Annotated in this window: 19 protein-coding genes and 1 riboswitch; of the genes, 13 read left to right on the forward strand and 6 right to left on the reverse strand. The window is 67.9% G+C overall.

What is annotated here, in order from left to right:
* Positions 1-44: 44 nt before the first annotated feature.
* From pstC to MUB46_RS02680, 6 genes are all read left to right on the forward strand, one after another.
* Positions 45-1424 (forward strand): phosphate ABC transporter permease subunit PstC, encoded by a 1380-nt coding sequence (pstC, locus tag MUB46_RS02655; RefSeq protein ID WP_261614306.1) that lies wholly within the window; start codon positions 45-47, stop codon positions 1422-1424.
* Entirely contained in the window at positions 1421-2713 is a 1293-nt protein-coding gene (gene pstA, locus MUB46_RS02660; RefSeq protein WP_261614307.1) for a phosphate ABC transporter permease PstA, read from the forward strand. The genes pstC and pstA overlap by 4 nt, the downstream gene beginning before the upstream one ends.
* An 83-nt stretch (positions 2714-2796) precedes the next feature.
* Complete coding sequence (gene pstB, locus MUB46_RS02665) at positions 2797-3558, forward strand: phosphate ABC transporter ATP-binding protein PstB (protein ID WP_261614440.1); 762 nt, start codon at positions 2797-2799, stop codon at positions 3556-3558.
* 40 nt (positions 3559-3598) lie between these two features.
* Positions 3599-4321, forward strand: a complete 723-nt coding sequence (gene phoU, locus MUB46_RS02670) for a phosphate signaling complex protein PhoU (RefSeq protein WP_261614308.1) — start codon at positions 3599-3601, stop codon at positions 4319-4321.
* 19 nt (positions 4322-4340) lie between these two features.
* A complete protein-coding gene (gene phoB / locus MUB46_RS02675) occupies positions 4341-5042 on the forward strand; it encodes a phosphate regulon transcriptional regulator PhoB (RefSeq protein WP_261614309.1) in 702 nt (233 codons plus the stop codon).
* A 71-nt stretch (positions 5043-5113) separates the two neighbouring features.
* A complete protein-coding gene (locus MUB46_RS02680) occupies positions 5114-6148 on the forward strand; it encodes a trans-3-hydroxy-L-proline dehydratase (protein WP_261614310.1) in 1035 nt (344 codons plus the stop codon).
* Between the two features lie 15 nt (positions 6149-6163).
* Here MUB46_RS02680 and MUB46_RS02685 read toward each other — a convergent pair whose 3' ends face one another.
* Positions 6164-6682, reverse strand: coding sequence for a GcrA family cell cycle regulator (locus MUB46_RS02685; RefSeq protein WP_261614311.1), 519 nt, complete (start codon positions 6680-6682; stop codon positions 6164-6166).
* A 311-nt stretch (positions 6683-6993) separates the two neighbouring features.
* Between MUB46_RS02685 and MUB46_RS02690 the strand changes: the two genes are divergently transcribed.
* The 4 genes from MUB46_RS02690 (at position 6994) to MUB46_RS02705 (ending at position 11014) form a co-directional block, all read left to right on the forward strand.
* On the forward strand, positions 6994-7818 hold the full coding sequence (locus MUB46_RS02690; protein ID WP_261614312.1) for an alpha/beta hydrolase: 825 nt from the start codon (positions 6994-6996) through the stop codon (positions 7816-7818).
* 81 nt (positions 7819-7899) lie between these two features.
* The gene (locus tag MUB46_RS02695) at positions 7900-9099 is read left to right on the forward strand and encodes an aspartate aminotransferase family protein (RefSeq protein WP_261614313.1); all 1200 of its coding nucleotides are present in this window, start codon (positions 7900-7902) and stop codon (positions 9097-9099) included.
* Positions 9100-9104: 5 nt separating this feature from the next.
* Positions 9105-10022, forward strand: coding sequence for an ornithine carbamoyltransferase (gene argF / locus MUB46_RS02700; RefSeq protein ID WP_261614314.1), 918 nt, complete (start codon positions 9105-9107; stop codon positions 10020-10022).
* The gene (locus MUB46_RS02705) at positions 10019-11014 is read left to right on the forward strand and encodes an Hsp33 family molecular chaperone (protein ID WP_425256211.1); all 996 of its coding nucleotides are present in this window, start codon (positions 10019-10021) and stop codon (positions 11012-11014) included. The genes argF and MUB46_RS02705 overlap by 4 nt, the downstream gene beginning before the upstream one ends.
* 28 nt (positions 11015-11042) lie before the next feature.
* Here the strand turns inward: MUB46_RS02705 and argE are convergent, their stop codons facing one another.
* Positions 11043-12182, reverse strand: a complete 1140-nt coding sequence (gene argE, locus MUB46_RS02710) for an acetylornithine deacetylase (protein WP_261614441.1) — start codon at positions 12180-12182, stop codon at positions 11043-11045.
* A 275-nt stretch (positions 12183-12457) separates the two neighbouring features.
* Between argE and MUB46_RS02715 the strand changes: the two genes are divergently transcribed.
* Positions 12458-13816 (forward strand): efflux RND transporter periplasmic adaptor subunit, encoded by a 1359-nt coding sequence (locus tag MUB46_RS02715; protein WP_261614316.1) that lies wholly within the window; start codon positions 12458-12460, stop codon positions 13814-13816.
* Complete coding sequence (locus MUB46_RS02720) at positions 13809-16934, forward strand: efflux RND transporter permease subunit (protein WP_261614317.1); 3126 nt, start codon at positions 13809-13811, stop codon at positions 16932-16934. Before MUB46_RS02715 ends, MUB46_RS02720 begins: the two co-directional genes overlap by 8 nt.
* Positions 16935-17051: 117 nt before the next feature.
* On the opposite strand, the gene MUB46_RS02725 is transcribed toward MUB46_RS02720, so the two are convergent.
* From MUB46_RS02725 to MUB46_RS02735, 3 genes are all read right to left on the reverse strand, one after another.
* Positions 17052-18500 carry a TrkH family potassium uptake protein gene (locus tag MUB46_RS02725; RefSeq protein ID WP_261614318.1) on the reverse strand — a complete coding sequence of 483 codons (1449 nt, stop codon included), beginning with the start codon at positions 18498-18500 and terminating at the stop codon, positions 17052-17054.
* A gap of 33 nt (positions 18501-18533) precedes the next feature.
* Positions 18534-18926: a Co2+/Mg2+ efflux protein ApaG gene (apaG, locus tag MUB46_RS02730; protein ID WP_261614442.1), complete on the reverse strand. Its 393-nt coding sequence runs from the start codon at positions 18924-18926 to the stop codon at positions 18534-18536.
* Positions 18927-19029: 103 nt separating this feature from the next.
* Positions 19030-20238 carry an O-succinylhomoserine sulfhydrylase gene (locus tag MUB46_RS02735; RefSeq protein ID WP_261614319.1) on the reverse strand — a complete coding sequence of 403 codons (1209 nt, stop codon included), beginning with the start codon at positions 20236-20238 and terminating at the stop codon, positions 19030-19032.
* A 57-nt stretch (positions 20239-20295) separates the two neighbouring features.
* Positions 20296-20374: riboswitch (SAM riboswitch) on the reverse strand.
* Positions 20375-20459: 85 nt separating this feature from the next.
* Here MUB46_RS02735 and MUB46_RS02740 point away from each other — a divergent pair.
* Positions 20460-21590 carry a 2'-deoxycytidine 5'-triphosphate deaminase gene (locus tag MUB46_RS02740; protein WP_261614320.1) on the forward strand — a complete coding sequence of 377 codons (1131 nt, stop codon included), beginning with the start codon at positions 20460-20462 and terminating at the stop codon, positions 21588-21590.
* 164 nt (positions 21591-21754) lie between these two features.
* Here MUB46_RS02740 and MUB46_RS02745 read toward each other — a convergent pair whose 3' ends face one another.
* The gene (locus MUB46_RS02745; protein WP_261614321.1) at positions 21755-22372 is read right to left on the reverse strand and encodes a TetR/AcrR family transcriptional regulator; all 618 of its coding nucleotides are present in this window, start codon (positions 22370-22372) and stop codon (positions 21755-21757) included.
* Positions 22373-22388: the final 16 nt, after the last annotated feature.

Here is a 22388-nt window from a genome sequence, read left to right on the forward strand (position 1 = left end):
CCCGAAAACCCCGGCGGCAGACCGGGTCTGACGGAGAGAGCGTCGTGGCTGGTTATGCATTCCTCCTGATCCTCCTGCTGTCGATCGTCGGCTACTATGTCGGCCGGTCGGCGGGAAACCGGTTCGTCACGGCTCAGGGACGCGACGTCCATTCCCTGCCCGGCTATCACGGCGCCTTCGTCGCCGTCTGGATCGGCGTCCCCGCCTTCATCCTGGTCCTGCTCTGGCTGCTGCTGCAGGGACCGGTGATCGACGCGATGCTGCTGTCGAGCCTGCCGGCCGGGTATGTCGACTCGGATACCGGCTCGCGCGCCGCTCTCGTCCTGTCCGAGATCAAGAACGTCGCCGCCGGCCGACTTTTCGGTGAACCGAGCGACGAGGTGCGGCATGCCGCGGACCTCTACAATCGCTGGGAGGCGATCGCACGCTGGGCCATGCTGGTGTCGGCGCTCGCCGCGATGATCGTGGCCCTGGTGATCGCCCGCGCGAAGCTGGGCCCCCGGTTCCGTGCCCGCAACAATTTCGAGTTCGTCGTCTCCGCCCTGATGATCTTCTGCTCGCTGGTCGCGATCGCCACCACCGTCGGCATCATCGCCTCGCTCGTGTTCGAGGCGTGGGCATTCTTCAAGCACGTCCCCATCAACGAATTCCTGTTCGGGCTGCGCTGGGAACCGCAGATCGCCCTGCGCGCCGACCAGGTCGCCGGCAAGGGCGCCTTCGGGGCGATCCCGGTGTTCACCGGCACGCTGCTCATCGCCTTCATCGCCATGCTGGTGGCGACCCCGATCGGCATCTTCACCGCGATCTATCTGGTCGAGTACGCCAGCGACCGGGTGCGCGCCACGGTGAAGCCGATCATGGAGATCCTGGCCGGCATCCCGACCGTCGTCTACGGCTTCTTCGCCGTGCTGATCGTCGCCCCGGCCGTCCGCGACACCGGCTCGGTGCTGGGGATCGCGGTCTCGCCCAACAGCGCGCTGGCCGCCGGCGCGGTCATGGGCATCATGATCATTCCGTTCATCTCGTCGCTGTCCGACGACGCGCTGAAAGCGGTGCCGCGGACGATGAGCGACGGCTCGCTTGCGCTCGGCGCGACGCGCGCGGAGACAATGACCAAGGTGATGCTCCCGGCCGCCATCCCCGGGATCATGGGCGGCGTCCTGCTCGCCATGAGCCGCGCCATCGGCGAAACCATGATCGTGGTGATGGCCGCCGGCCTGATCGCCTCGCTGACCCTCAATCCGATCGACTCGGTGACCACCGTCACGGTTCAGATCGTCACGCTGCTGGTCGGCGACACCGAATTCGACAGTCCGAAGACACTCGCCGCCTTCGCGCTCGGCCTCGTCCTGTTCGTCGTCACGCTCTGCCTCAACATCATCGCCCTTCGGATCGTCCAGAAATACCGGGAGCAGTACGAATGAGTACCGCCGACATGACCCTGCCCGCGAAATTCGACTGGTCCAGCGAAGCCGCCACGGCGCGGCGCAAGCGGCGCCACCGAGCCGACCGCCGGCTACGCCGGCTGGGCATCGGCGCGATCGTGATCGCCATCGGCCTGCTGAGCATCCTCATCACGTCGCTGGCGGCGACGGGCTACCGCGCCTTCGTGCAGACGATGGTGACCGTGCCGGTCTATATCGACCCACAATTCGTGAAGGAGGACGATCCGGCGAAGGGCAACTATCGCGCGATCGTCAAGGGCACGCTGGCCAGCCTGTTCCCGGACGTGACCAGCCCGGGCGAGCAGCGCGCGCTCGGCCAGCTGCTGACCAACAACACGCAGTTCTTCATCCGCGACCGGGTCGTCGCCGATCCCTCGATCATCGGCAAGACGATCGAGATGACGGTGCCCGTCTCCGATCCGTTCGATCAGCTTGAGAAGGGCGTGCTGTCGCGCTCGCTGCCGGAAAACCAGCGCAAGATCAACGATATGCAGATCGGCTGGTTCGACGCGCTGGCGGCGGAAGGCCGGATCTCGACGCCGTTCAACTGGGGGCTGTTCTTCAATTCCGACAGCCGCTTCCCGGAACTCGCCGGGCTCGCCGGCGCGATCGTCGGATCGCTCTACGCCCTGCTGGTCTGCTTCCTGATCTCCTTCCCCGTCGGCATCGCCGCGGCGGTCTATCTGGAGGAGTTCGCGCCGAAGAACAAATGGACGGACCTGATCGAGGTGAACATCAACAACCTCGCCGCCGTGCCCTCCATCGTGTTCGGCCTGCTGGGCCTGGCGGTGTTCCTCAACTTCTTCGGGCTGCCCCGCTCGGCGCCGCTGGTCGGCGGCATGGTGCTGTCGCTGATGACGCTGCCGACGATCATCATCGTCACCCGTGCCTCGCTGAAGGCGGTGCCGCCGTCGATCCGCGAGGGCGCGCTCGGCATGGGCGCCTCGCGTCACCAGGTGATCGCGCATCACGTGCTGCCGCTCGCCCTGCCCGGCATCCTGACCGGCACGATCATCGGCCTAGCACAGGCACTCGGCGAAACGGCGCCGCTGCTGCTGATCGGCATGAACGCCTTCATCACCTCGCCTCCGGGCGGGCTCATGGACGCCTCCACCGCCCTGCCGACGCAGATCTTCATCTGGGCCGACAGTCCGGAACGCGGCTTCGTCGACCGAACGTCGGCCGCGATCCTGGTTCTGCTGGGCTTCCTCATCCTCATGAACATCACAGCCATCTTCCTGCGTCAGCGCCTCGAGCGGACGTGGTAGGGCAAGGAGCACGACCCATGACCGACGCTGCGATCGCAGAGACGCCGACGCCTGCCGGGACGATCGTCGTCGACGACCCGAACATGAACCCGATCCGCGTATCGGCGAAGAACACCAACGTGTTCTACGGCGCGAAACAGGCCCTGTTCGACGTCTCCATCGACATCGCCGAGCGCTCGGTGACGGCGCTGATCGGCCCGTCGGGCTGCGGCAAGTCGACCTTCCTGCGCTGCCTCAACCGCATGAACGACACCATCGAGAGCTGCCGCGTCACCGGCGACATCACGCTGGACGGCCGCGACATCTACGACCCCTCACTCGACGTGGTGGAGCTGCGCGCGCGCGTCGGCATGGTGTTCCAGAAGCCCAACCCGTTCCCGAAGTCGATTTACGAGAACATCGCCTACGGCCCGCGCATCCACGGCCTTGCGCGCGGCAAGGCGGAGATGGACGCGATCGTGGAGACCAGCCTGCGCAAGGCTGGCCTGTGGGAAGAGGTCAAGGACCGGCTCAACGAGCCGGGCACCGGCCTGTCGGGCGGCCAGCAGCAGCGCCTGTGCATCGCGCGCGCCATCGCCGTCAGCCCGGAAGTGATCCTGATGGACGAACCGTGCTCGGCGCTCGACCCGATCGCCACGGCCAAGGTCGAGGAGCTGATCGACGAGCTGAAGGAGAACTTCTGCATCGTCATCGTGACGCACTCGATGCAGCAGGCCGCCCGCGTGTCGCAGCGCACCGCCTTCTTCCATCTCGGCATCCTCGTGGAGGTCGGCCCGACCGAGCACATCTTCACGAACCCGAAAGACCAGCGCACCCACGACTACATCACCGGCCGCTTCGGCTGATCCAACGACAGGCCACGGACGACCGGCCGAGGAGAATGACATGACGGAACATATCGTTTCCTCCTACGACGAAGAGCTGAAGAACCTCGCCGTCAAACTGACGCGGATGGGCGGCCTCGCCGAGAAGCTGCTGACCGACTCGATCGTCGCGCTGCACACCAGCGACCAGGACCTGGCGCTGCGGACCATCGAGGCGGACGAGCAGATCGACGAGCTGGAGCACGAGGTCGAGGAGGCCGCGATCCTGATGATCGCCAAGCGCCAGCCGATGGCCGTCGACCTGCGCGAGATCATTGCCGCGATCAAGATCTCGTCCGAGCTCGAGCGCATCGGCGACATGGCCAAGAACATCGCCAAGCGGGCGGTGGCGATCCAGTCGGAGATCATCGCGCAGCGGGCGATCCTCGGCATCGACCACATGAGCCGGATCGCCTCGGAGCAGCTCAAGGACGTTCTCGACAGCTTCGCCCAGCGCGACGTCGACAAGGCGATGGCGGTGTGGCACCGCGATTCCGAGATCGACGCGATGTACACCTCGATCTTCCGCGAACTCCTCACCTATATGATGGAGGACCCGCGCTCGATCACCTATTCGACGCACCTGCTGTTCGCGGCGAAGAACATCGAGCGGATCGGCGATCACGCCACCAATATCGCCGAGATGGTGTTCTACCTGGTGAAGGGCGAGCCGCTGCGCGAGCAGCGCCCGAAGGGAGACACATCGAGCTTCACGCCGGCGGACTATCCGCAGAGCGACGACTGAGGAACCGAAGGGCCGGACGATGAACGCCAAAGTTCTGATCGTCGAAGACGAAGAGCCGTTGACGCTGCTGATCCGCTACAACCTCGAGTCCGAGGGATACGACGTGGAGGCGGTCGCCCGCGGCGACGAGGCGGAGACGCGCATCCGCGAGGGCGCGCCCGACCTGGTGCTGCTCGACTGGATGCTGCCGGGAATCTCCGGCATCGAACTGTGCCGGCGCATCCGCTCGCGCCCGGAGACGACGGCGCTGCCGGTGATCATGCTGACGGCGCGCGGCGAGGAGACCGAGCGCATCCGCGGGCTTGCCACCGGCGCCGACGACTACGTGGTCAAGCCGTTCTCGATCCCCGAGCTGATGGCGCGGGTGAAGGCACTGCTGCGCCGCGCCAAGCCGGAGCTAATCGCCACCGTGCTGCATGCCGGCGACATCGAGCTCAATCGCGATACCCACCGGGTGCGCCGGGCGGGGCGTGAGATCCATCTGGGACCGACCGAGTTCAGGCTGCTCGAGTTCCTGATGCAGAGCCCGGGACGGGTGTTCACCCGCGAGCAGCTGCTGGACGGCGTGTGGGGCCGCGACGTCTATGTCGACGAGCGCACCGTGGACGTCCATGTCGGCCGGCTGCGCAAGGCGATCAACCGGGGCCGCAAGGCCGACCCGATCCGCACCGTGCGCGGCGCCGGCTACGCCTTCAACGAGCAGTTCGCCACCGCCAACTGACTTGTGCGCCCGCCCCGATCGCGGTTCCCTGTCCGGGTGATGCCGGAGTGGACTGGATCGGGAGCGGGGAAATGCGCACGAGCAAGGTCGTTCACGTCGTCAGCTGCCATGCCGAGGGTGAGGTCGGCGACGTCATCGTCGGCGGCGTGGCGCCGCCGCCTGGCGACACCCTGTGGCAACAGTCGCGCTGGATCGCCCGCGACCAGGGGCTGCGCCGCTTCCTGCTCAACGAGCCGCGCGGCGGGGTGTTCCGCCATGCCAACCTGCTGGTGCCGGCGAAGGATGCGCGCGCGGCGATGGGCTTCATCATCATGGAGCCCGAGGACACGCCGCCGATGTCGGGTTCCAATGCCATATGCGTGGCGACCGTGCTGCTCGACACCGGCATCATCGCCATGCGCGAACCGACCACGACGATGACGCTGGAGGCGCCGGGCGGGCTGATCGAGATCACCGCGGCGTGCCGAAACGGCAAGGCGGAGCGGATCGTCGTCCGCAACGTGCCCGCGTTCGCCGAGCGGCTGTCGACACCGCTCGAGGTCGCGGGGCTGGGAACGCTGAACGTCGACACCGCCTATGGCGGCGACAGCTTCGTCGTCGTCGACGCCGACGCGCTCGGGTTCACCATCGAGGCGTCGGAAGCCCGCGACCTGGCGGCCGCCGGCATCGCCATCACGGATGCCGCCAACCAGCAGCTCGGGTTTCGTCATCCGGAAAACCCGGACTGGGCGCATCTGTCGTTCTGCCTGATCGCGGGATCGCTGCGCACCGAGGGCGGCGCCACCGTCTCGCGGCACGCCGTCGCGATCCAGCCGGGCAAGATCGACCGCTCGCCGACCGGCACCGCGGTTTCGGCGCGCATGGCGCTGCTACACGCCCGCGGCCTCATGGCGGCGGGCGACACGTTCATCGCGGAATCGATCATCGACTCCCGCTTCATCGGCAGGATCGTCGCCGACACCACGGTCGGCGAGCTTCAGGCGATCATTCCGGAGATTTCGGGACGGGCGTGGATCACCGGGACGCATCAGCACATGCTGGACCCGGACGATCCCTGGCCGAACGGTTATCGCCTCAGCGATACCTGGCCGGCCAGGACGGTGTAGCCGCGAAGGCCCCTGTTAGCCCGCAGACTTCGGCCTGCGCCGGTCGGTGGCCGGCTGGTAGGCGACGCGGCTATGATGCTCGCAGTAGGGCACGCCGCTCATCGAACGCCGGCCGCAGAAGTAGAAGTCCTCCTGGCCCGGATCGCCGATCGGCCATTTGCAGGTGTGCTCGTTCAGCTGCAGGATCGTGGCCCGCTCCTCCGGCGGGATGAACAGTTCCTCGACCGGCGCGAGCACGCGCATCGGAACCACCTCGGCCTCGAGCTGCTGCTCGGCGACCACGTTCAGCTTCAGCGCGGTGTTGCCGATGACACGCGTAGTGGGGCGCGGCGGCATCGAAGGACGACGCGCCTTGCGCACACGCGGCGCCGATGGCCGCGAGGTTTTGGTGCGGCCGGACAGTCCCAGCCGGTGCACCTTGCCGATAACCGCATTGCGTGTCACTCCACCGAGCTCGGCCGCGATCTGACTGGCACTCAGGCCATCGGTCCAGAGCTTCTTCAGGAGCTCGACACGTTCATCAGTCCAAGACATCCGCCGCTCCATGCTTGGGTTGCGGACAGACTCCGAGTCCTCACCGAAATCGCCTACTCGCGATCCGACTTGCCCACTAAATCTGGGTGACTAGACTGGTCCGCCGCACGAAATGTCGTACTCAATGAGTGCAAGCTACAATACCGGCGGACTCGCCGTAAACCCCGCATAAACCTTTCCTCAACGATTTCCCCAGGAAGGCGCGCAAGTGAGTCGCGAATGCAACACCTGAGCCGACGATCCACCGATCGCGCGCCATTGCGCCCGCGCCGGGATCCGGGAGAAAGTCGGGATCCGGGAGAAAACGGCCTATGTGGTTCGTGAAGATCGCCGCCTGGCTCGCCGTCGGCTATGCCGTGCTCGTCGCGGTGACCTATTTCGCGCAGACCGCCCTCCTGTTTCCGACGAGCCTCGCCGGCGGCGCGCCCGACGTGCTGCCGGATGGCGGCGCGATGGCTACAAAGCGGATGCCGGACGGCGTCGACGTCACCGTCGTGCGGATCGCGGCGCGGAAACCCGACGGCCCGCGGCCGCTTGTCCTCGGTTTCGGCGGCAATGCATGGAACGCCGCGGCCGTCGCGCGGACCCTGCACTGGCTGTATCCGGCCAACGACGTGATGGCCGTCTATTATCGCGGCTATCCGCCGAGCGGCGGACGCCCGAGCGCGAAGAAGCTGCTGGGCGACGCCGTCACGGTGTTCGACGGACTGGAGGCGCCGAGGGGCGTCGTCGCGGTCGGCTTCTCGATCGGCGCCGGCGTCGCCGCCCATCTCGCCGCCGAGCGTTCGCTGCGCGGCCTCATCCTGGTGACGCCCTTCGACAGCCTGACGGCGCTCGCCAGCCACCACTATCCGTGGGCACCGGTCAGGCTTCTGCTGCGCAACCGCATCGACACAGCCACCTATCTTCGCGATGTCGATATTCCGACCGCCATCATCACCGCCGAGACCGACACCGTGGTGCCGGCCGAACGCTCCGCGCCGCTGCGCGCGGCGGCGAAACGGCTCGTCTTCGACACGACGATATCCGGGGCCGGCCACAACGATCTCTATGATCAGCCGGCGTTCGTCGACGCCATGCGGGCGGCGCTAACCGCCGTCGAGGCGGGGGCCGGCACGGGCCGAGGCCGCAATTGACATCGCCGGCGCGGGCCCTAAAATCGTGACAGTGCCGCCTGCGCAGGCGGCATCTTTCGTTTCTGGACAGGATTTTTAGCCGTGACGTCTGCGCTGTACCCCACCTTCGCGCGGGCCGACCTCGCTTTCGAGCGGGGCGAAGGCATTCGGCTGTATACCGCGGACGGCGAGGAATATCTCGACTTCGCCAGCGGTATCGCCGTCAACTCGGTCGGCCACAGTCATCCGCATCTCGTCGAAACCCTCGCCGAGCAGGCCAAGCGCCTGTGGCACGTTTCGAACCTGTACCGCATCCCGGAGCAGGACCGACTTGGGGAACGCCTGGCGGAGGCGACCTTCGCGGACGTGAGCTTCTTCACCAATTCCGGCGCCGAAGCGCTGGAGACGGCGATCAAGACGGCGCGGCGCTATCACTATGCCAACGGCGCGCCGGAGCGCTACCGGCTGATCACCTTCGAGGGCGCCTTCCACGGCCGCACGCTGGCGACGATCGCCGCCGGCGGCCAGGCGAAGTACCTCGAGGGCTTCGGTCCGAAGGTCGACGGCTTCGACCAGGTGCCGTTCGGCGACCTCGACGCGGTCAAGGCCGCGATCGGGCCGCAGACGGCCGGCATCCTGATCGAGCCGGTGCAGGGCGAGGGCGGCATCCGCGTCGCCCCGAACGCCTTCCTGCGGGGCCTGCGCGAGCTGTGCGACGACAACGGCCTGCTGCTGATCTACGACGAGGTGCAGTCGGGCGTCGGACGCACCGGCAAGCTGTTCGCCTACGAATGGTCGGGCGTCGCGCCCGACATCATGGGGATCGCCAAGGGCATCGGCGGCGGATTCCCGATGGGCGCGTGCCTGGCCACCAACGAGGCGGTCAAGGGCATGGTGCACGGCGTGCACGGCACGACCTTCGGCGGCAATCCGCTCGCCATGGCCGTCGGCAACGCGGTGCTCGACATCGTGCTGGCGCCTGGCTTCCTCCAGCATGTCCGCGACGCGGGCCTGCGCTTCCGGCAGGGGCTCGCGCGCATCCAGGACACCTGTCCGGGTGTGATCGAGGAGATCCGCGGCGAAGGCCTGATGCTCGGCATCAAGTGCAAGGTCCCGACCAGCGCCGTTCTGTCGGCACTGCGCGACCAGCATGTGCTCAGCGTCGGCGCCGGCGACAATGTCGCGCGGCTCGTGCCGCCGCTGACCATCGAGAACGCCGATATCGACCTTGCGCTCGACCGCATCGAAGCCGCGTGTCGCGTGGTCTCGGACAACCTCGATATCGCGGAGGCCGGACAATGACCGCCATGACCGGATCCGCAACGCCCAGGCATTTCGTCGACCTGACCGAGGTTTCCGCGCAGGACCTGCGCCGGATCATCGATCACAGCCGCCAGATGAAGGCCGACAACGACGGCCGTCAGCCCATGCTCAAGGGCAAGACCCTGGCGATGATCTTCGACAAGCCGTCGACGCGGACGCGCGTGTCGTTCGACGTCGCCATGCGCCAGCTCGGCGGCGAGACGCTGTTCCTGTCGGGAAGCGAGATGCAGCTCGGCCGGGGCGAGACGATCGCCGACACCGCCCGCGTTCTGTCGCGCTTCGTCGACGCCATCATGATCCGCATCCTCGACCACAAGGCGATGCTGGAACTGGCCGAAAACGCGTCGATACCCGTCATCAACGGGCTGACGCGGCTGACCCATCCCTGCCAGGTGATGGCGGACGTGCTCACCTTCGAGGAGCATCGCGGGCCGATCGCCGGGCGCACCGTCGCCTGGACGGGCGACTCCAACAACGTCACGGCCTCGTGGATCCACGCGGCGGAGCGCTTCAATTTCGCGCTGAAGATCGCAAGCCCCGACGGGCTCAAGCCGAACGCCGATCTGCTCGACTGGAGCCGCCGCAACGACGCCGCCGTCTCCGTCTTCGACGATCCGTTCGAGGCCGTCGACGGCGCGGACTGCGTCGTCACCGACACCTGGGTGTCGATGGGCGACAGCGAGCGCGAACGCCGCCACAACCTGCTCAAGCCCTACCAGGTCAACGACGCCCTGATGGCGGCGGCCGCGCCGGACGCGATCTTCATGCACTGCCTGCCGGCCCATCGCGGCGAGGAAGTGACGGATTCCGTCATGGACGGGCCGCAGTCGGTCGTCTTCGACGAGGCGGAAAACCGCCTGCATGCCCAGAAGGGCATCCTGGCGTGGTGCTTCGGGGCGTGATGTCCTCTGCCGCACCGGCCGAAGCCGTTCTCGATACCGCGGCCGACGATTTCGTCGTTCCGTTCGCGGTCGAGGGCCTCGACGTGCGCGGGCGCGTGGTGCGGCTCGGCCCGGCGATCGACACGATCCTGGCCCGGCACGCCTATCCCGAACCGGTTTCCGCGCTGCTCGCCGAGGCGATAGCGCTCACGGTGCTGCTCGGCTCCTCGCTGAAGGTCGAGGGGCGCTTCATCCTGCAGACGCAGACGGACGGCCCGGTCGGCCTGATGGTCGTGGACTTCGAGATGCCCGACAAGATCCGCGCCTGCGCGACCTTCGACGCGGAGCGGGTCGCGGCGGTCTCGAACAACGAAGCCACCGACGGCGAGACGATCGGCGCGCTGCTGGGCAGCGGCCACCTGGCGATGACCATCGACGCCGGCCCGCACACCAACCGCTATCAGGGCGTGGTGCCGCTCGACGGGGGCTCTCTGGAAGAGGCCGCGCACGTCTATTTCCGCCAGTCCGAGCAGATCCCGACCACGGTGCGGCTCGCCGCGGCGCGGGCGTTTCGCGGCGGCACGGACCGCGCCTACCATTGGCGCGTCGGCGGCATCATCGTCCAGCACCTGCCCCCGGCGGGGCCGCGGCGCGCGCCAGACCTGCCGCCCGGCGACGTCCCCGAAGGCGCGGACATTCCCGACCTGGAGGAAGCCGACGAGTGGACCGAGGCGCGGCTGATCCTGGAGACGGTCGAGGACCACGAGCTGATCGACCCGTCGATCTCGGCCGGCAAGTTGCTGGTCCGGCTCTACCACGAGCGCGGCGTGCGGGTATTCGATCCCACCGACATCCTCGAGCGCTGCCGCTGCTCGCAGAGCCGCATCACCGAGATGCTGAAGGGGTTCCCGCCGGAAGACCGGGCGGACATGGTCAAGGACGGCGAAATCGTCGTGACCTGCGAGTTCTGCTCCTCGCGCTACCACGTCGATCCCGCGATCCTGGACGACTGATCACAAACCGAATTCCAGGTCCCGGTCTCTAGATACCGGCGCGGGCCGCCTCCGCCAGACGCTGCATGAAGCCGACGCAGGCCTCGACCTGCGTGACCTCGATATACTCGTCGGGCTGATGCGCCTGGGCGATATCGCCGGGGCCGCAGACGATACTCGGGACCCCGCGTTCCTGGAACAGCCCGGCCTCGGTCGCATACGAGACGGTCTGCGTCTTGTTGCTGCCGGCGAGCCGCATGGCCAGCGTCTCGGCGGGGGAGCCGGGATCGGGCGCGAGGCCGATGACGTCGACCGTCGTCGTCGTCTCGATATTGGTGGTCGGTGCGATCGCGCGCAGCTTCGGCAGAACGTGCTGCTCGCCGAATGTCTGCAGGCGGTGCTTGAGCGTGTCCGGATCGAAGCCCGGCAGCGAGCGTACTTCCCATTCGAAACGGCACTTGAGCGGCACGATGTTGTGCGCCGTGCCGCCGCTGATGAGGCCGGTGTGGACCGTCGTGTAGGCCGGGGTGAAGCGGCCGGTCGGATCGCCCATGGCGATCATGTCGTCGCGCATGCGGGCGAGTTCGCACAGCAGTTCGCCGGCAGCGAGGATCGCGTTGGCGCCCTTGTCAATCAGCGAGGAATGCGCCTCGTGACCGGTAACGACGGTGACGTAGTCGGTGATCGTCTTGTGGGCGTCGACCACGCCCATGCGGGTCGGCTCGCCGACGATGCAGGCGCGCGGCATCGGCAGGCGCTCGCCGAGCTCCGCGATCATAGGCCTGACGCCGGTACACGCCGTTTCCTCGTCGTAGGACAAAGCGAGATGGATCGGGGTCCTGAGCGGCTTTTCCAGGAACGCCGGCACCATGGCCAGCGCGATCGCCACGAAGCCCTTCATGTCGCAGGTGCCGCGCCCGTAGAGGCGGCCGTCCTTCTCGACCACGGCGAACGGATCGGTCGACCACGGCTGGCCGGTCACGGGCACGCAGTCGGTGTGGCCGGACAGGGCCACGCCGGCGGCATCCTTCGGGCCGATGGTGGCGAACAGGCTTGCCTTGTCGCCCTCCTCGCTGGGCACCAGCGTCGACTCGACGCCATGGCTGGCGAGATAGTCGCGAACAAAGGCGATGAGCTCCAGATTGGAGTTCTCACTCGTCGTATCGAAGGCGACGAGACGCGAAATCATCTCCTTCGGAGCGTAGATCTGACCTGTCAATTGCTTGTCCCGTCCCAATCGGTGTGTAACGAAACTGGGATAATTAGCGACAAAGATATCCTCGTCAAACCGCTTGATCTTCCGGTATATGACGGGTGGGCCTGCCTGTTGGAAGGCGTTGCGTCGGTTTCGCGGGGGCGGCGACCGACGCCGCACGGCCCCGAGAGCCGCACGGTCCGGAGAACGAACGCTCCGGAAACCCAAACGGTCCGGAGAAATGAACGTTGAAGCCGCCTGATCGACACATGGGACTGAAACCCGCCTGGACGCTCGGCCGCGTCGCCGGCCTCGCCGTCAAGGCCGCCGTGCCGCTCGCCGTGCTGGCGGCCGCGTTCGCGGGCTTCGAGTACCTGAAATCGTCCAGGCCGGAGGTGCCGCAGCGCCCGGCAGTGGAACGGGCCTGGACCGTCGAGACGCTGGCCGCCGAGCCTACCGCCCATCGGCCGCGCATCACCGCCTACGGCACCATCGTCGCCGGCCGCCAGGTGGCACTGCGCGCGCTGGTCGCCGGCGAGGTCGTCTCGGTCGGCGACGGCCTGCGCGAGGGCGGTCTGGTCCATGCCGGCGACCCGCTGGTGGAGATCGATTCCTTCAATTATCGCGGCGCCGTCGTCGAGGCGACCGCCAATCTCGACGAGGCGCGCGCCAAGCTCGACGAGGCCCAGGCGCGCCTCGGCCTGGAGACGACGGCGCTCGGGCGGGCCCGTGAACAGCTCGAGATCGCCGAGCGCGACCTGGAACGGGCCCAGACCCTTTCGCAAAGGGGCTCGATGTCGCAGCAGGCTCTCGACAGCCGCAGGATGACCGTCCTGCAGAACCGTGGAGTGGTGGAGGCCGGCCAGGCGACGCTCGAAATCCAGACGGCGCAGATCAAGCAGCTCAGGGCTCAGATCGAACGCCTCGAATGGAAGCTGCGGCAGGCCGAGCGCAATCTCGCCGACGTCACGCTGAAGGCGCCGTTCGACGCCTATGTCGGCACCGTCGCCGCCGAAGTCGGCAAGCTGCTCAACGTCAACGACGTGGTCGCCGTGCTCTATGACCGCAACCGCTTCGACGTGCGCTTCGCCCTTACCGACTCCCAGTACGGGCGCCTCCTGGAAGAAGGCCTGCTCGACCGGGCCGTCGAGGTGCGCTGGTATGTCGGCGGCGCGCCGCAGCTCTACAAGGCGCACATCGTCCGCGTCGCCCCCGAGATCGCCGCCCAGCGCGGCGGTGTCGACGTCTATGCCAGGATCGAGCCGGCGCAGGGCCAGGCGCCGCTGCGGCCGGGCGCCTTCGTCGAGATCCTGCTCGACGACCGGGTCTACGAAAACGTCGTCAGCGTGCCGGCGACCGCCGTCTACGGCACGGACCGGGTCTATGTCATCGAGAACGGCCGGCTGGCCGGGCGCACCGTCGAGATCGTCGGCTACGACGATGCCGACGTGCTGGTCCGCGGCGCGATCGCCGTCGGCGACAGGATCGTCGTCACCCGCATCACCGAAGCCGGCGACGGCCTGAAGGTGAACGAACGCGGCGCCGACGCGCCGCCTGCCCCGAAGACCGGCGCGTCGACGAAGCCGTCCGCCAGGAACGCGCAGAGCACGGGCTCGAGCGATGGCTGAGCGCGAGGCCTCCGCGCCGATCCGCTTCTTCGTCCGACACCGCAACGCCTCGAACCTGCTGATGGCGATGATGGTGCTGTTCGGCGTCATCGGCATCTTCCAGCTCAACACGCAGCTGTTCCCGTCCACCGACATTCCGCGCATCTCGGTGTCGATCGCCTGGCCGGGGGCGAGCGCGGAGGATGTCGAGAAGAACATCCTGCACGCGGTGGAGCCGGAGCTGCGCTATCTCGACGATATCGAGAAGGTCACCTCCTACGCCCGCGAGGGCGCGGCCTCGATCACGCTCGAATTTTCGGTCGGCGCCGACATGCAGAAGGCGCTGTCGGAGGTCGAGTCGGCGGTGTCCGGCGTCACGACGCTGCCGGAGGATTCCGAGACGCCGAGCGTGCGCCGGACGATCTGGTACGAAGGCGTCGCCAACATCTCCCTGTCCGGGCCCTTCAGCGAAACGGCGCTGAAGGCCTACGCCAAGGAGATCCGCGACGGATTGCTGGCGGCCGGCATCGACAAGGTCGACCTGGTCGGCTTCCGCAAGCCTGAGGTCTGGATCGACGTGCCCGAACGCGAGCTGCGCCGGCTCGGCGTGACGCTGTCCGATATCGCCACGCGCGTCTCCACCGCGACCCAGGACCGGCCCTCCGGCACGCTGGAAGGCGCAGTGGAAAAGCAGCTGCGCTCGCTCGGCGACGGCACCAGCGCGGAGGAGATCGCGGCGATCGAAACGGTCTCGCGCGAGACCGGCGAAAAGGTGCTGCTGCGCGAGATCGCCACGGTCCACGACGCCTTCGAGCAGGACCAGACGGCGGGCTACAGCGGCGGCAATCGCGCGATCGAGCTGCAGGTCGAGCGCTCCACGACGGCCGACACGCTGGAGACGGCGGCGATCCTGGAGACCTATCTCGACGAAATCCGCCCGACGCTGCCGCCGACGCTCAAGCTCGAGGTCTACGATGTTCGCGCCTCGAGCCTCGTCGATCGCATCAACCTGCTGGTCAAGAACGGCCTGTCCGGCCTGGTGCTGGTCGTCATCATCCTGTTCGTGTTCCTGAACGCGCGCATCGCCTTCTGGGTCGCCGTCGGCGTGCCGACGGCGATGATGGCGACCCTGGGCTTCATGTGGGTCACGGGCCAGTCGATCAACATGATGTCGCTGTTCGCCCTAATCATGTGCCTCGGCATCGTGGTCGACGACGCCATCGTGGTCGGCGAACATACCGCCACGCGCTACGCCATGGGCGACGATCCGGTGCTGGCCGCCGAACGGGGCACGGGCCAGATGATGTGGCCGGTGATCGCCTCGGTGCTGACCACCCAGGTCGCCTTCTTCCCGCTCACCATGATCCGCGACGTCGTCGGCCAGATCATGGGCGCGCTGCCGCTGGTGGTGATCGCCGTGCTGGTGGCGAGCCTTGTGGAGTGCCTACTCATCCTGCCCGGCCATCTGCGCCACAGCCTGACGTCGATGCGCGCCGAGCCCGGACGCTTCCGGCGCGCCTTCGACGCCGGCTTCGCGCGCCTGCGCGACGGGCCCTTCCGCAGGCTGGTCGCGCTGTCGTTCCGCTGGCGCTACACCACCGTCGCCCTGTCGCTGGCCAGCCTGATCCTGGCGGCCGGCCTCATCGCCGGCGGCCGCGTCGGCTTCCAGTTCTTCCCGACCGCGGAGCCGGAAAACATCACCGCCCGCCTCACCTTCGCCGCCGGCACGCCGGAGGACCAGGTGATCGCCGGGGTCGAGCAGGTCGAGGCGGCCTTGCGCAAGGCCGAGCTGACCCTCGCCCCCGAGGACGAGACACTCGTGGTCGCCACCTTCGCCACCGTCGGCCGGTCCGGTTTCTCGCGCGGCATGAACTTCGCCGAGGTCGACGCCCAGCTCACGGTCTCGGAAAAGCGCACGGTGCGCACGAGCGACATCACGACGGCCTGGCGTCAGGCGATGCCCAGCATTCCCGGCCTGGAGACGGCGACCATCTCGGGACGGCGCGGCGGACCGCCCGGCCGCGACATCGACATCCGGCTGACCGGCGCGCCGACCGAGGTGCTGAAACAGGCGGCGCTGGAAATCCGCGAGGTCGTCGGCGGCTTCCCGGGCGTCTCCGCCGTCGACGACGACCTGCCCTACGGGAAGCCGGAAATCGTGATGACGCTGACGCCGCGCGGCGCGGCGCTCGGCTTCACCGCCGAAAGCGTCGGCCAGCAGGTTCGCAACGCCTTCGAGGGCGCCATCGCCCGGCGCGTGCCCGCCGGCGACGAGGAGGTGACGATCCGGGTGCGCCGGGTGCAGGCGGTGCCCGGCCTCGCCGCGCTCGGCAACCTGTCGCTGCGCGCGCCCTCCGGCGAGTTCGTGCCGCTGTCGGAGATCGTCAATCTGACCGAGAAGCAGGGCTATGCGATCATCCAGCGCATCGACGGGGCGACGGCGGTCTCGGTGACCGCCGATGTCGACCAGGACGTCACGACGAATGTCGAGCTCGTCAGCGCGCTGGACGCCGGGCCCCTCGCCGCGGTCACGTCCAGGTACGGCATCAGCTACCAGTTCTCGGGCCGCGAGGAGGAACGGGCGCGGTCCTTCGAGGACCTGCGGTTCGGCGCCGTCATCTCGCTCGGCGCGATCTACCTGATCCTGGCCTGGGTGTTCGCCAGCTACGGCCGGCCGCTGGCGGTGATGATCATCATCCCGTTCGGCCTGACCGGCGCGGTGATCGGGCACATGGTGATGGGCGTGCCGCTGACCATCCTGTCGATGATGGGCCTGCTCGGCCTCTCCGGCATCCTGGTCAACGATTCGATCATCCTGGTGTCGCGCCTCGACGAACGCCTGTCGACGGGCGAACCGTTGCCCGACGCCGCCGTCAGCGCCTCCTGCGACCGCCTGCGCGCGGTGCTGCTGACCTCGCTGACGACGATCGGCGGCCTGATGCCGCTCCTGTTCGAAACGAGTCTGCAGGCCCAGTTCCTGATCCCGATGGCGGTTACGCTGGTGTTCGGCCTGGCGGTGGCGACCTGCTTCGTGCTGTTCCTGGTGCCGGCGATCATCGGCATCGGCGACGACATAGCGCGTGCCGGCGGTGCCTACATGCGGCTGGGACGGCGCCCGACCGCCACGCCGGCGGAGTGACGCGTATCCCGACCGTGGTTCGCGGCGCGCTCCCACCCCTGAGGGTTTCGGCGTTTCGGGCCCTCGGCCCTCATCCCGAGGCGGCGGCGACGCGGCCGTCTCGAAGGATGAACGCGATCACCGCCGCCAGAACGCCGGGATGAACAGCACCAGCACAGTGAAGACCTCCAGGCGGCCGATCAGCATGGCGATCGCCAGCAGCCATTTGGCTCCGTCGGGCAGCGGCGCGAAATTGCCGGACGGGCCGATGATCGGGCCGAGCCCCGGCCCGACATTGGAGATGGCGGTGGCGGCGCCGGAAATCGCCGTGATCGAATCGAGGCCCATCAGGCTCAAGGCCACGCTGATGACCGCGAAGCTGGCCAGGAACAGGAAGACGAAGCTGAGAACGGCGGCGGAGACGTTGTCGGGTAGCGGGCGGCCGTTGTAGCGCTTCACGAACACGCCGGACGGGTAGACGATCCGCCGGGCATGCTGACGGATGTCCTTGAGCAGCACGACGACGCGGAACACCTTGATGCCGCAGGACGTCGAGCCGGCACAGCCGCCGATAAACGTCGCCGACAGGAAGATGCCCGCCGCCAGCGGCCCCCAGGTGCCGTAATCGACGGAGGCGTAGCCGGTGCCGGTCATGATCGAGGTGACGTTGAAGATCGCCTCGCGGAAGCGGATGGCGCCGGCATGCACCGTCTCCTGGTCCTCGGACAGCCAGGCGAGCACGGACAACAACAGCAGGATCAGGAAAAAGGCGCGCACCTGCTCGTCGCGGATCATCACCAGCGGCCGGCCCTGAATGGCGCGCACATACAGCAGGAAGGGCAGCGATCCGGCGATCATGAAGACGACGCTGACCCATTCCACCGCCGGCGACGCGAACGCGCCGATGGAGGCGTCGCGCGAGGAGAATCCGCCGGTGGCGACCGTCGTCATGGCGTGCATGACGGCATCGGAGATCTCCATGCCGGCAAAGCCGTAGGAGATCGCGCACAGTCCCGTCAGGCCGACGAACAGCGCGGTGAGCGATCCGGAGATCTGGGCGGCGCGCGGCAGGATCTTGTCGGGGGTGTCGAAGGCCTCGGCCTTGAACAGCTGCATGCCGCCGATCTGCAGCATCGGCAGCACCGCCACCGCCATGACGACGATGCCGAGACCGCCCAGCCACTGCAGGAAGGACCGCCAGAACAGGATGCCGGGCGGGGCGTTGTCGAGCCCGACGATGACGGTCGACCCGGTGGTCGTCAGCCCGGACATCGCCTCGAAGAAAGCGTCCGTATAGCTCATGTCGAGGCGCGACCAGGTGAACGGCAGCGCCGCGAAGGCGGCGGCGACCACCCAGACCGAGGTCGTCAGCACGAACGCCTCGCGCAGGCCCAGCCGCACCTTCGCGCCCCGGCACGTCACCCACATGGCGATGCCGATGAACACGGTGATCATCGAGGAGGCGAGGAAGACGACCCAGTCGTCGCTGGCGAACAGGACGTCGACCAGGGCGGGCAGCAGCATGGCGCAGCCGAGCGTCGCCAGCAGCACGCCGATGACAAGAAAGATCGGTCGGAAATCGAGCAACGGTTACCGCTCAGTCGAGGAACAGCGATCGGGTCAGTTGATGGTCGGTATGACGCCCGGACTGTCAAGCGAGAAAGCGGGAACCTCCGCAAGGAAACGGTCGCCGGCCATGGTGCGCATTTCGTAGGTCCCCGACATCATGCCCGACGGAGTCGCGAGCGGAACGCCGCTGGTATAGCGGAAGGAGTCGCCGGGATCGAGCACCGGCTGCTCGCCGACCACGCCGGGGCCCTGCACCTCGAAGGTCTTGCCGAGCGCGTCGACGATGCGCCAGTGCCGGTTGACGAGCTGCACCGTCTCCGCGCCGGTGTTCACGATCTCGATCGTGTAGGTCCAGAAATAGGCGCCGGCCTCCAGGGCCGAGCGTTCCTCGCTGAACGCCGGCTCGACCGTCACCTCGATGCCGCGGGTCGTTGCTCGATACATGGGCACGATATTAAGGCCTGTGCGGGAATTGGCCATGGCCCGGCGGCGGACCGGGCACCGGTTTGCGCCCGGGTGTGGCATGTTGGCCAGCCCGGTGGGCTTTCTAGACGGCCGCCGCCGCCCGCGCCAGGTCGTTCTCCAGGTCGCGCGGGTGCTCCAGACCGACCGACAGGCGCAGCATGCCGTCGCCGATTCCCAGCGCCGCGCGCGCCTCCGGCGTCAGACGCTGGTGGGTGGTGGTCGCGGGATGGGTGACCAGGCTCCTGGCGTCGCCCAGATTGTTGGAGATCTTCACGATGTTCAGCGCGTTGGCGAAGCGGAAGGCGCCGGCCTTGCCGTCCTCCACCTCGAAGGCGACCATCGGACCGCCATTGGCCATCTGCCGGATCGCGACGTCGACCTGGGGATGGTCGGGCCGGCCGGGATGGATGACCTTGCGGATGCCGGGCTGGTCGGCAAGGAAGGCGGCGATCCGCACGGCGCTGGCGCAATGCCGCTCGACGCGAAGCGCCAGCGTTTCCAGGCCCTTGAGCATCACCCACGCGTTGAACGGGCTCAGCGAGGGGCCGGTGTGGCGGTAGAAGTCCTTGAGCTCGTTGGCGATGAAGTCCTCGCTCGACAGGATCACGCCGCCGAGACAACGGCCCTGCCCGTCGATGTGCTTCGTCGCCGAATACACCACCACGTCCGCGCCCAGTTTCAGCGGCCGCTGGCCGAGCGGCGTGGCGAAGACGTTGTCGACCACCAGCCGTGCCCCGGCGTCGTGGGCGATCGCGGCGATGGCCGCGATATCGAGCACGTCGAGCGTCGGATTGGTCGGCGTCTCCAGGAAGAACACCTTGGTCTCCGGGCGGACCGCCATCGCCCACTGGTCGAGATCGGTGCCGTCGACCAGGGTGCAGGACACGCCGTAGCGCGGCAGCAGGTCCTCGACGACATAGAGGCAGGAGCCGAACAGGGCGCGGGAGGCGACGACGTGGTCGCCGGCCTTGAGCTGGCACAGCAGCGCGGCGGTGACCGCGGCCATGCCGCTGGCCGTCGCCCGGGCCGCATCGGCGCCCTCGATCAGCGCCATGCGCTTTTCGAACATGGCGACGGTCGGGTTGGCGTAGCGCGAATAGACGAATCCGTCCACTTCGCCCTTGAAGCGGGCTTCCGCCGCCTCGGCGCTGTCGTAGACAAAGCCGGAATTGAGGAAAACCGCCTCCGACGTCTCGCCGAAGCCGGAGCGCACGGTCCCGCCATGGACCAGCAGGGTGTCGAGGCCGAGGGTATCCTCGGACGCGGTCAGGGGATCAAAACGTTCGTTCATTGCCGTCCTCCAACGGGAGGGCCGGGACAAAAAATCCCGATGGCCAAATGGCGCACCGGGCTCTTCGACCCGGCCTTTTAGCGATTTGTTTTACGTGGCTGCAAGCCGGCCGGCCCAAATCACCACGAATGAAGGGGACTACGTATCGCCGTGACGCCTTGGCGTCAAGCGCCGGCTCGGCTAGTACCTGACGGACGACACAACGGACAGGGGCGCCGGCGATGGGCGAAACGGGCGAGAACACCAACACGGCGGCCAGCGACCGGGCGCCCGGCATCCTGCCGGCCGAGGCGATCCGGCGGCTGGTCGACAATCGCCAGGTCATCCCCGGCGGCGACCTTGCCGCCGACCAGATCCAGCCGGCGAGCCTCGATCTCAGGCTCGGCCGCACCGCCTACCGGGTGCGCGCCAGCTTCCTGCCCGGCCCCAACCGCACGGTGCGCGACCGGCTCGACCTCCTCGGCCTGCACAAGATCGACCTGACCCAGGGCGCGGTTCTGGAGACCGGCTGCGTCTATATCGTGCCGCTTTTGGAAGAGGTGCGGCTGCCGGCCCATCTCGCCGCCGACGCCAACCCGAAGAGCTCGACGGGACGGCTTGATATCTTCACCCGGGTCATCACCGACAACGCCCGGGCCTTCGACAAGGTGGAAAGCGGCTATCACGGGCCGCTCTATCTGGAGATCAGCCCGCGCACCTTCCCGATCCTGGTGCGGACCGGTTCGCGGCTTGCCCAGATCCGCTTCCGCCGCGGCCATGCGCTGCTGTCCGACCACGAGACCCTGGAACTGCACGAGGCCGAACGGCTGGTGGATTCGGATACGCCGGATATCACCGGCGGTATCGCCGTCAGTGTCGACCTCGCCGGCAAGGTCGGCCTCGTCGGCTACCGCGCCAAGCGGCATACGGCGGTTGTCGACGTCGACAAGCGGGCGGGCTACGACGTGCTCGACTTCTGGGAGCCGGTGGAGACACGGCACGGCGGATCACTGATCCTCGACCCGAACGAGTTCTACATCCTCGCCTCCAAGGAAGCGGTGCACGTGCCGCCGACCTACGCCGCCGAGATGGTGCCGTTCGATCCGCTGGTCGGCGAGTTCCGCGTCCACTACGCCGGCTTCTTCGATCCCGGCTTCGGCCATGCCGCCGCCGGGGGCCACGGCTCCAAGGCGGTACTTGAGGTCAGGAGCCGCGACGTGCCGTTCATCATCGAGGACGGCCAGATCGTCGGCCGCCTCGTTTACGAACGCCTGACGGAACGGCCCGGGGCGCTCTACGGCACCGATATCGGCTCGCACTACCAGGCGCAGGGCCTGAAGCTGTCGAAGCACTTCCACCTGCCGACGCACTGAGGGCCGGTCAGCCGATCGGCCATGCCGGCCGGCGCTGGAATCCCGCTTTCGCGGGATTGAGCGGGAGAGGAACGGCCGCCCGCGACCGTACGCGCCCGTGACGGCCTCGCGCGCGGCATCCGCTGCTCGTTGCCACACGCAACGGGCCGCGACCGGCTCCAAGCCTAGGCGCTGTGGGCGGTGATCAGGTCTTCGGACAGCGCGACGAAACGGCAGGCCGGGCCGCCGTGGCCCTCGCTCTGGATGTTCACGCGGGCGCCCTCGAGAATCAGGAAGATCCCGTCGGCGACGAGCTGAGGATCGCGCAGGCCTGCGGCCATGCACAGGTCGAGAACATGGGCGCGCAACGCGCGCTTGTGGTTTTCGATGACGCAACGGGCGGGATGCTCGGTCTCCGGGATCTGGACACCGGCATTGGCGATCGCGCAGCCGCGCGATCCCGGATCGGAAATCTCACCGGCCATGCGCTGGACCCAGGCGCGCAGCTGCGCGAGCGGATCGCCGGGATGGGCGGCGGCGATGCACGCCCAGACGGCCTCGTCTTCCTCGGCGAAGCGGCGCAGATATTCCGCTACCAGCTCGTCCTTGGACGAAAAGTGCCGGTACAGCGTCATCTTGTTGGTCTGCGCGGCCTCCGCGATCGCCTCGACGCCGACCGCGCGGATCCCCTGCCGATAGAACAGGTCGCGCGCCGCGGCCAGGATCCGCTCGCGTGGCGGCGTATCCGGGCGCGCCTTCGCGGGCTCGGCAACGGTCGCTGCGTCGGTTCTCGGTTCGGCCATGAACGAATCCGCCTTT

Source organism: Microbaculum marinisediminis (assembly GCF_025397915.1).
GTDB lineage: Bacteria > Pseudomonadota > Alphaproteobacteria > Rhizobiales > Tepidamorphaceae > Microbaculum > Microbaculum marinisediminis.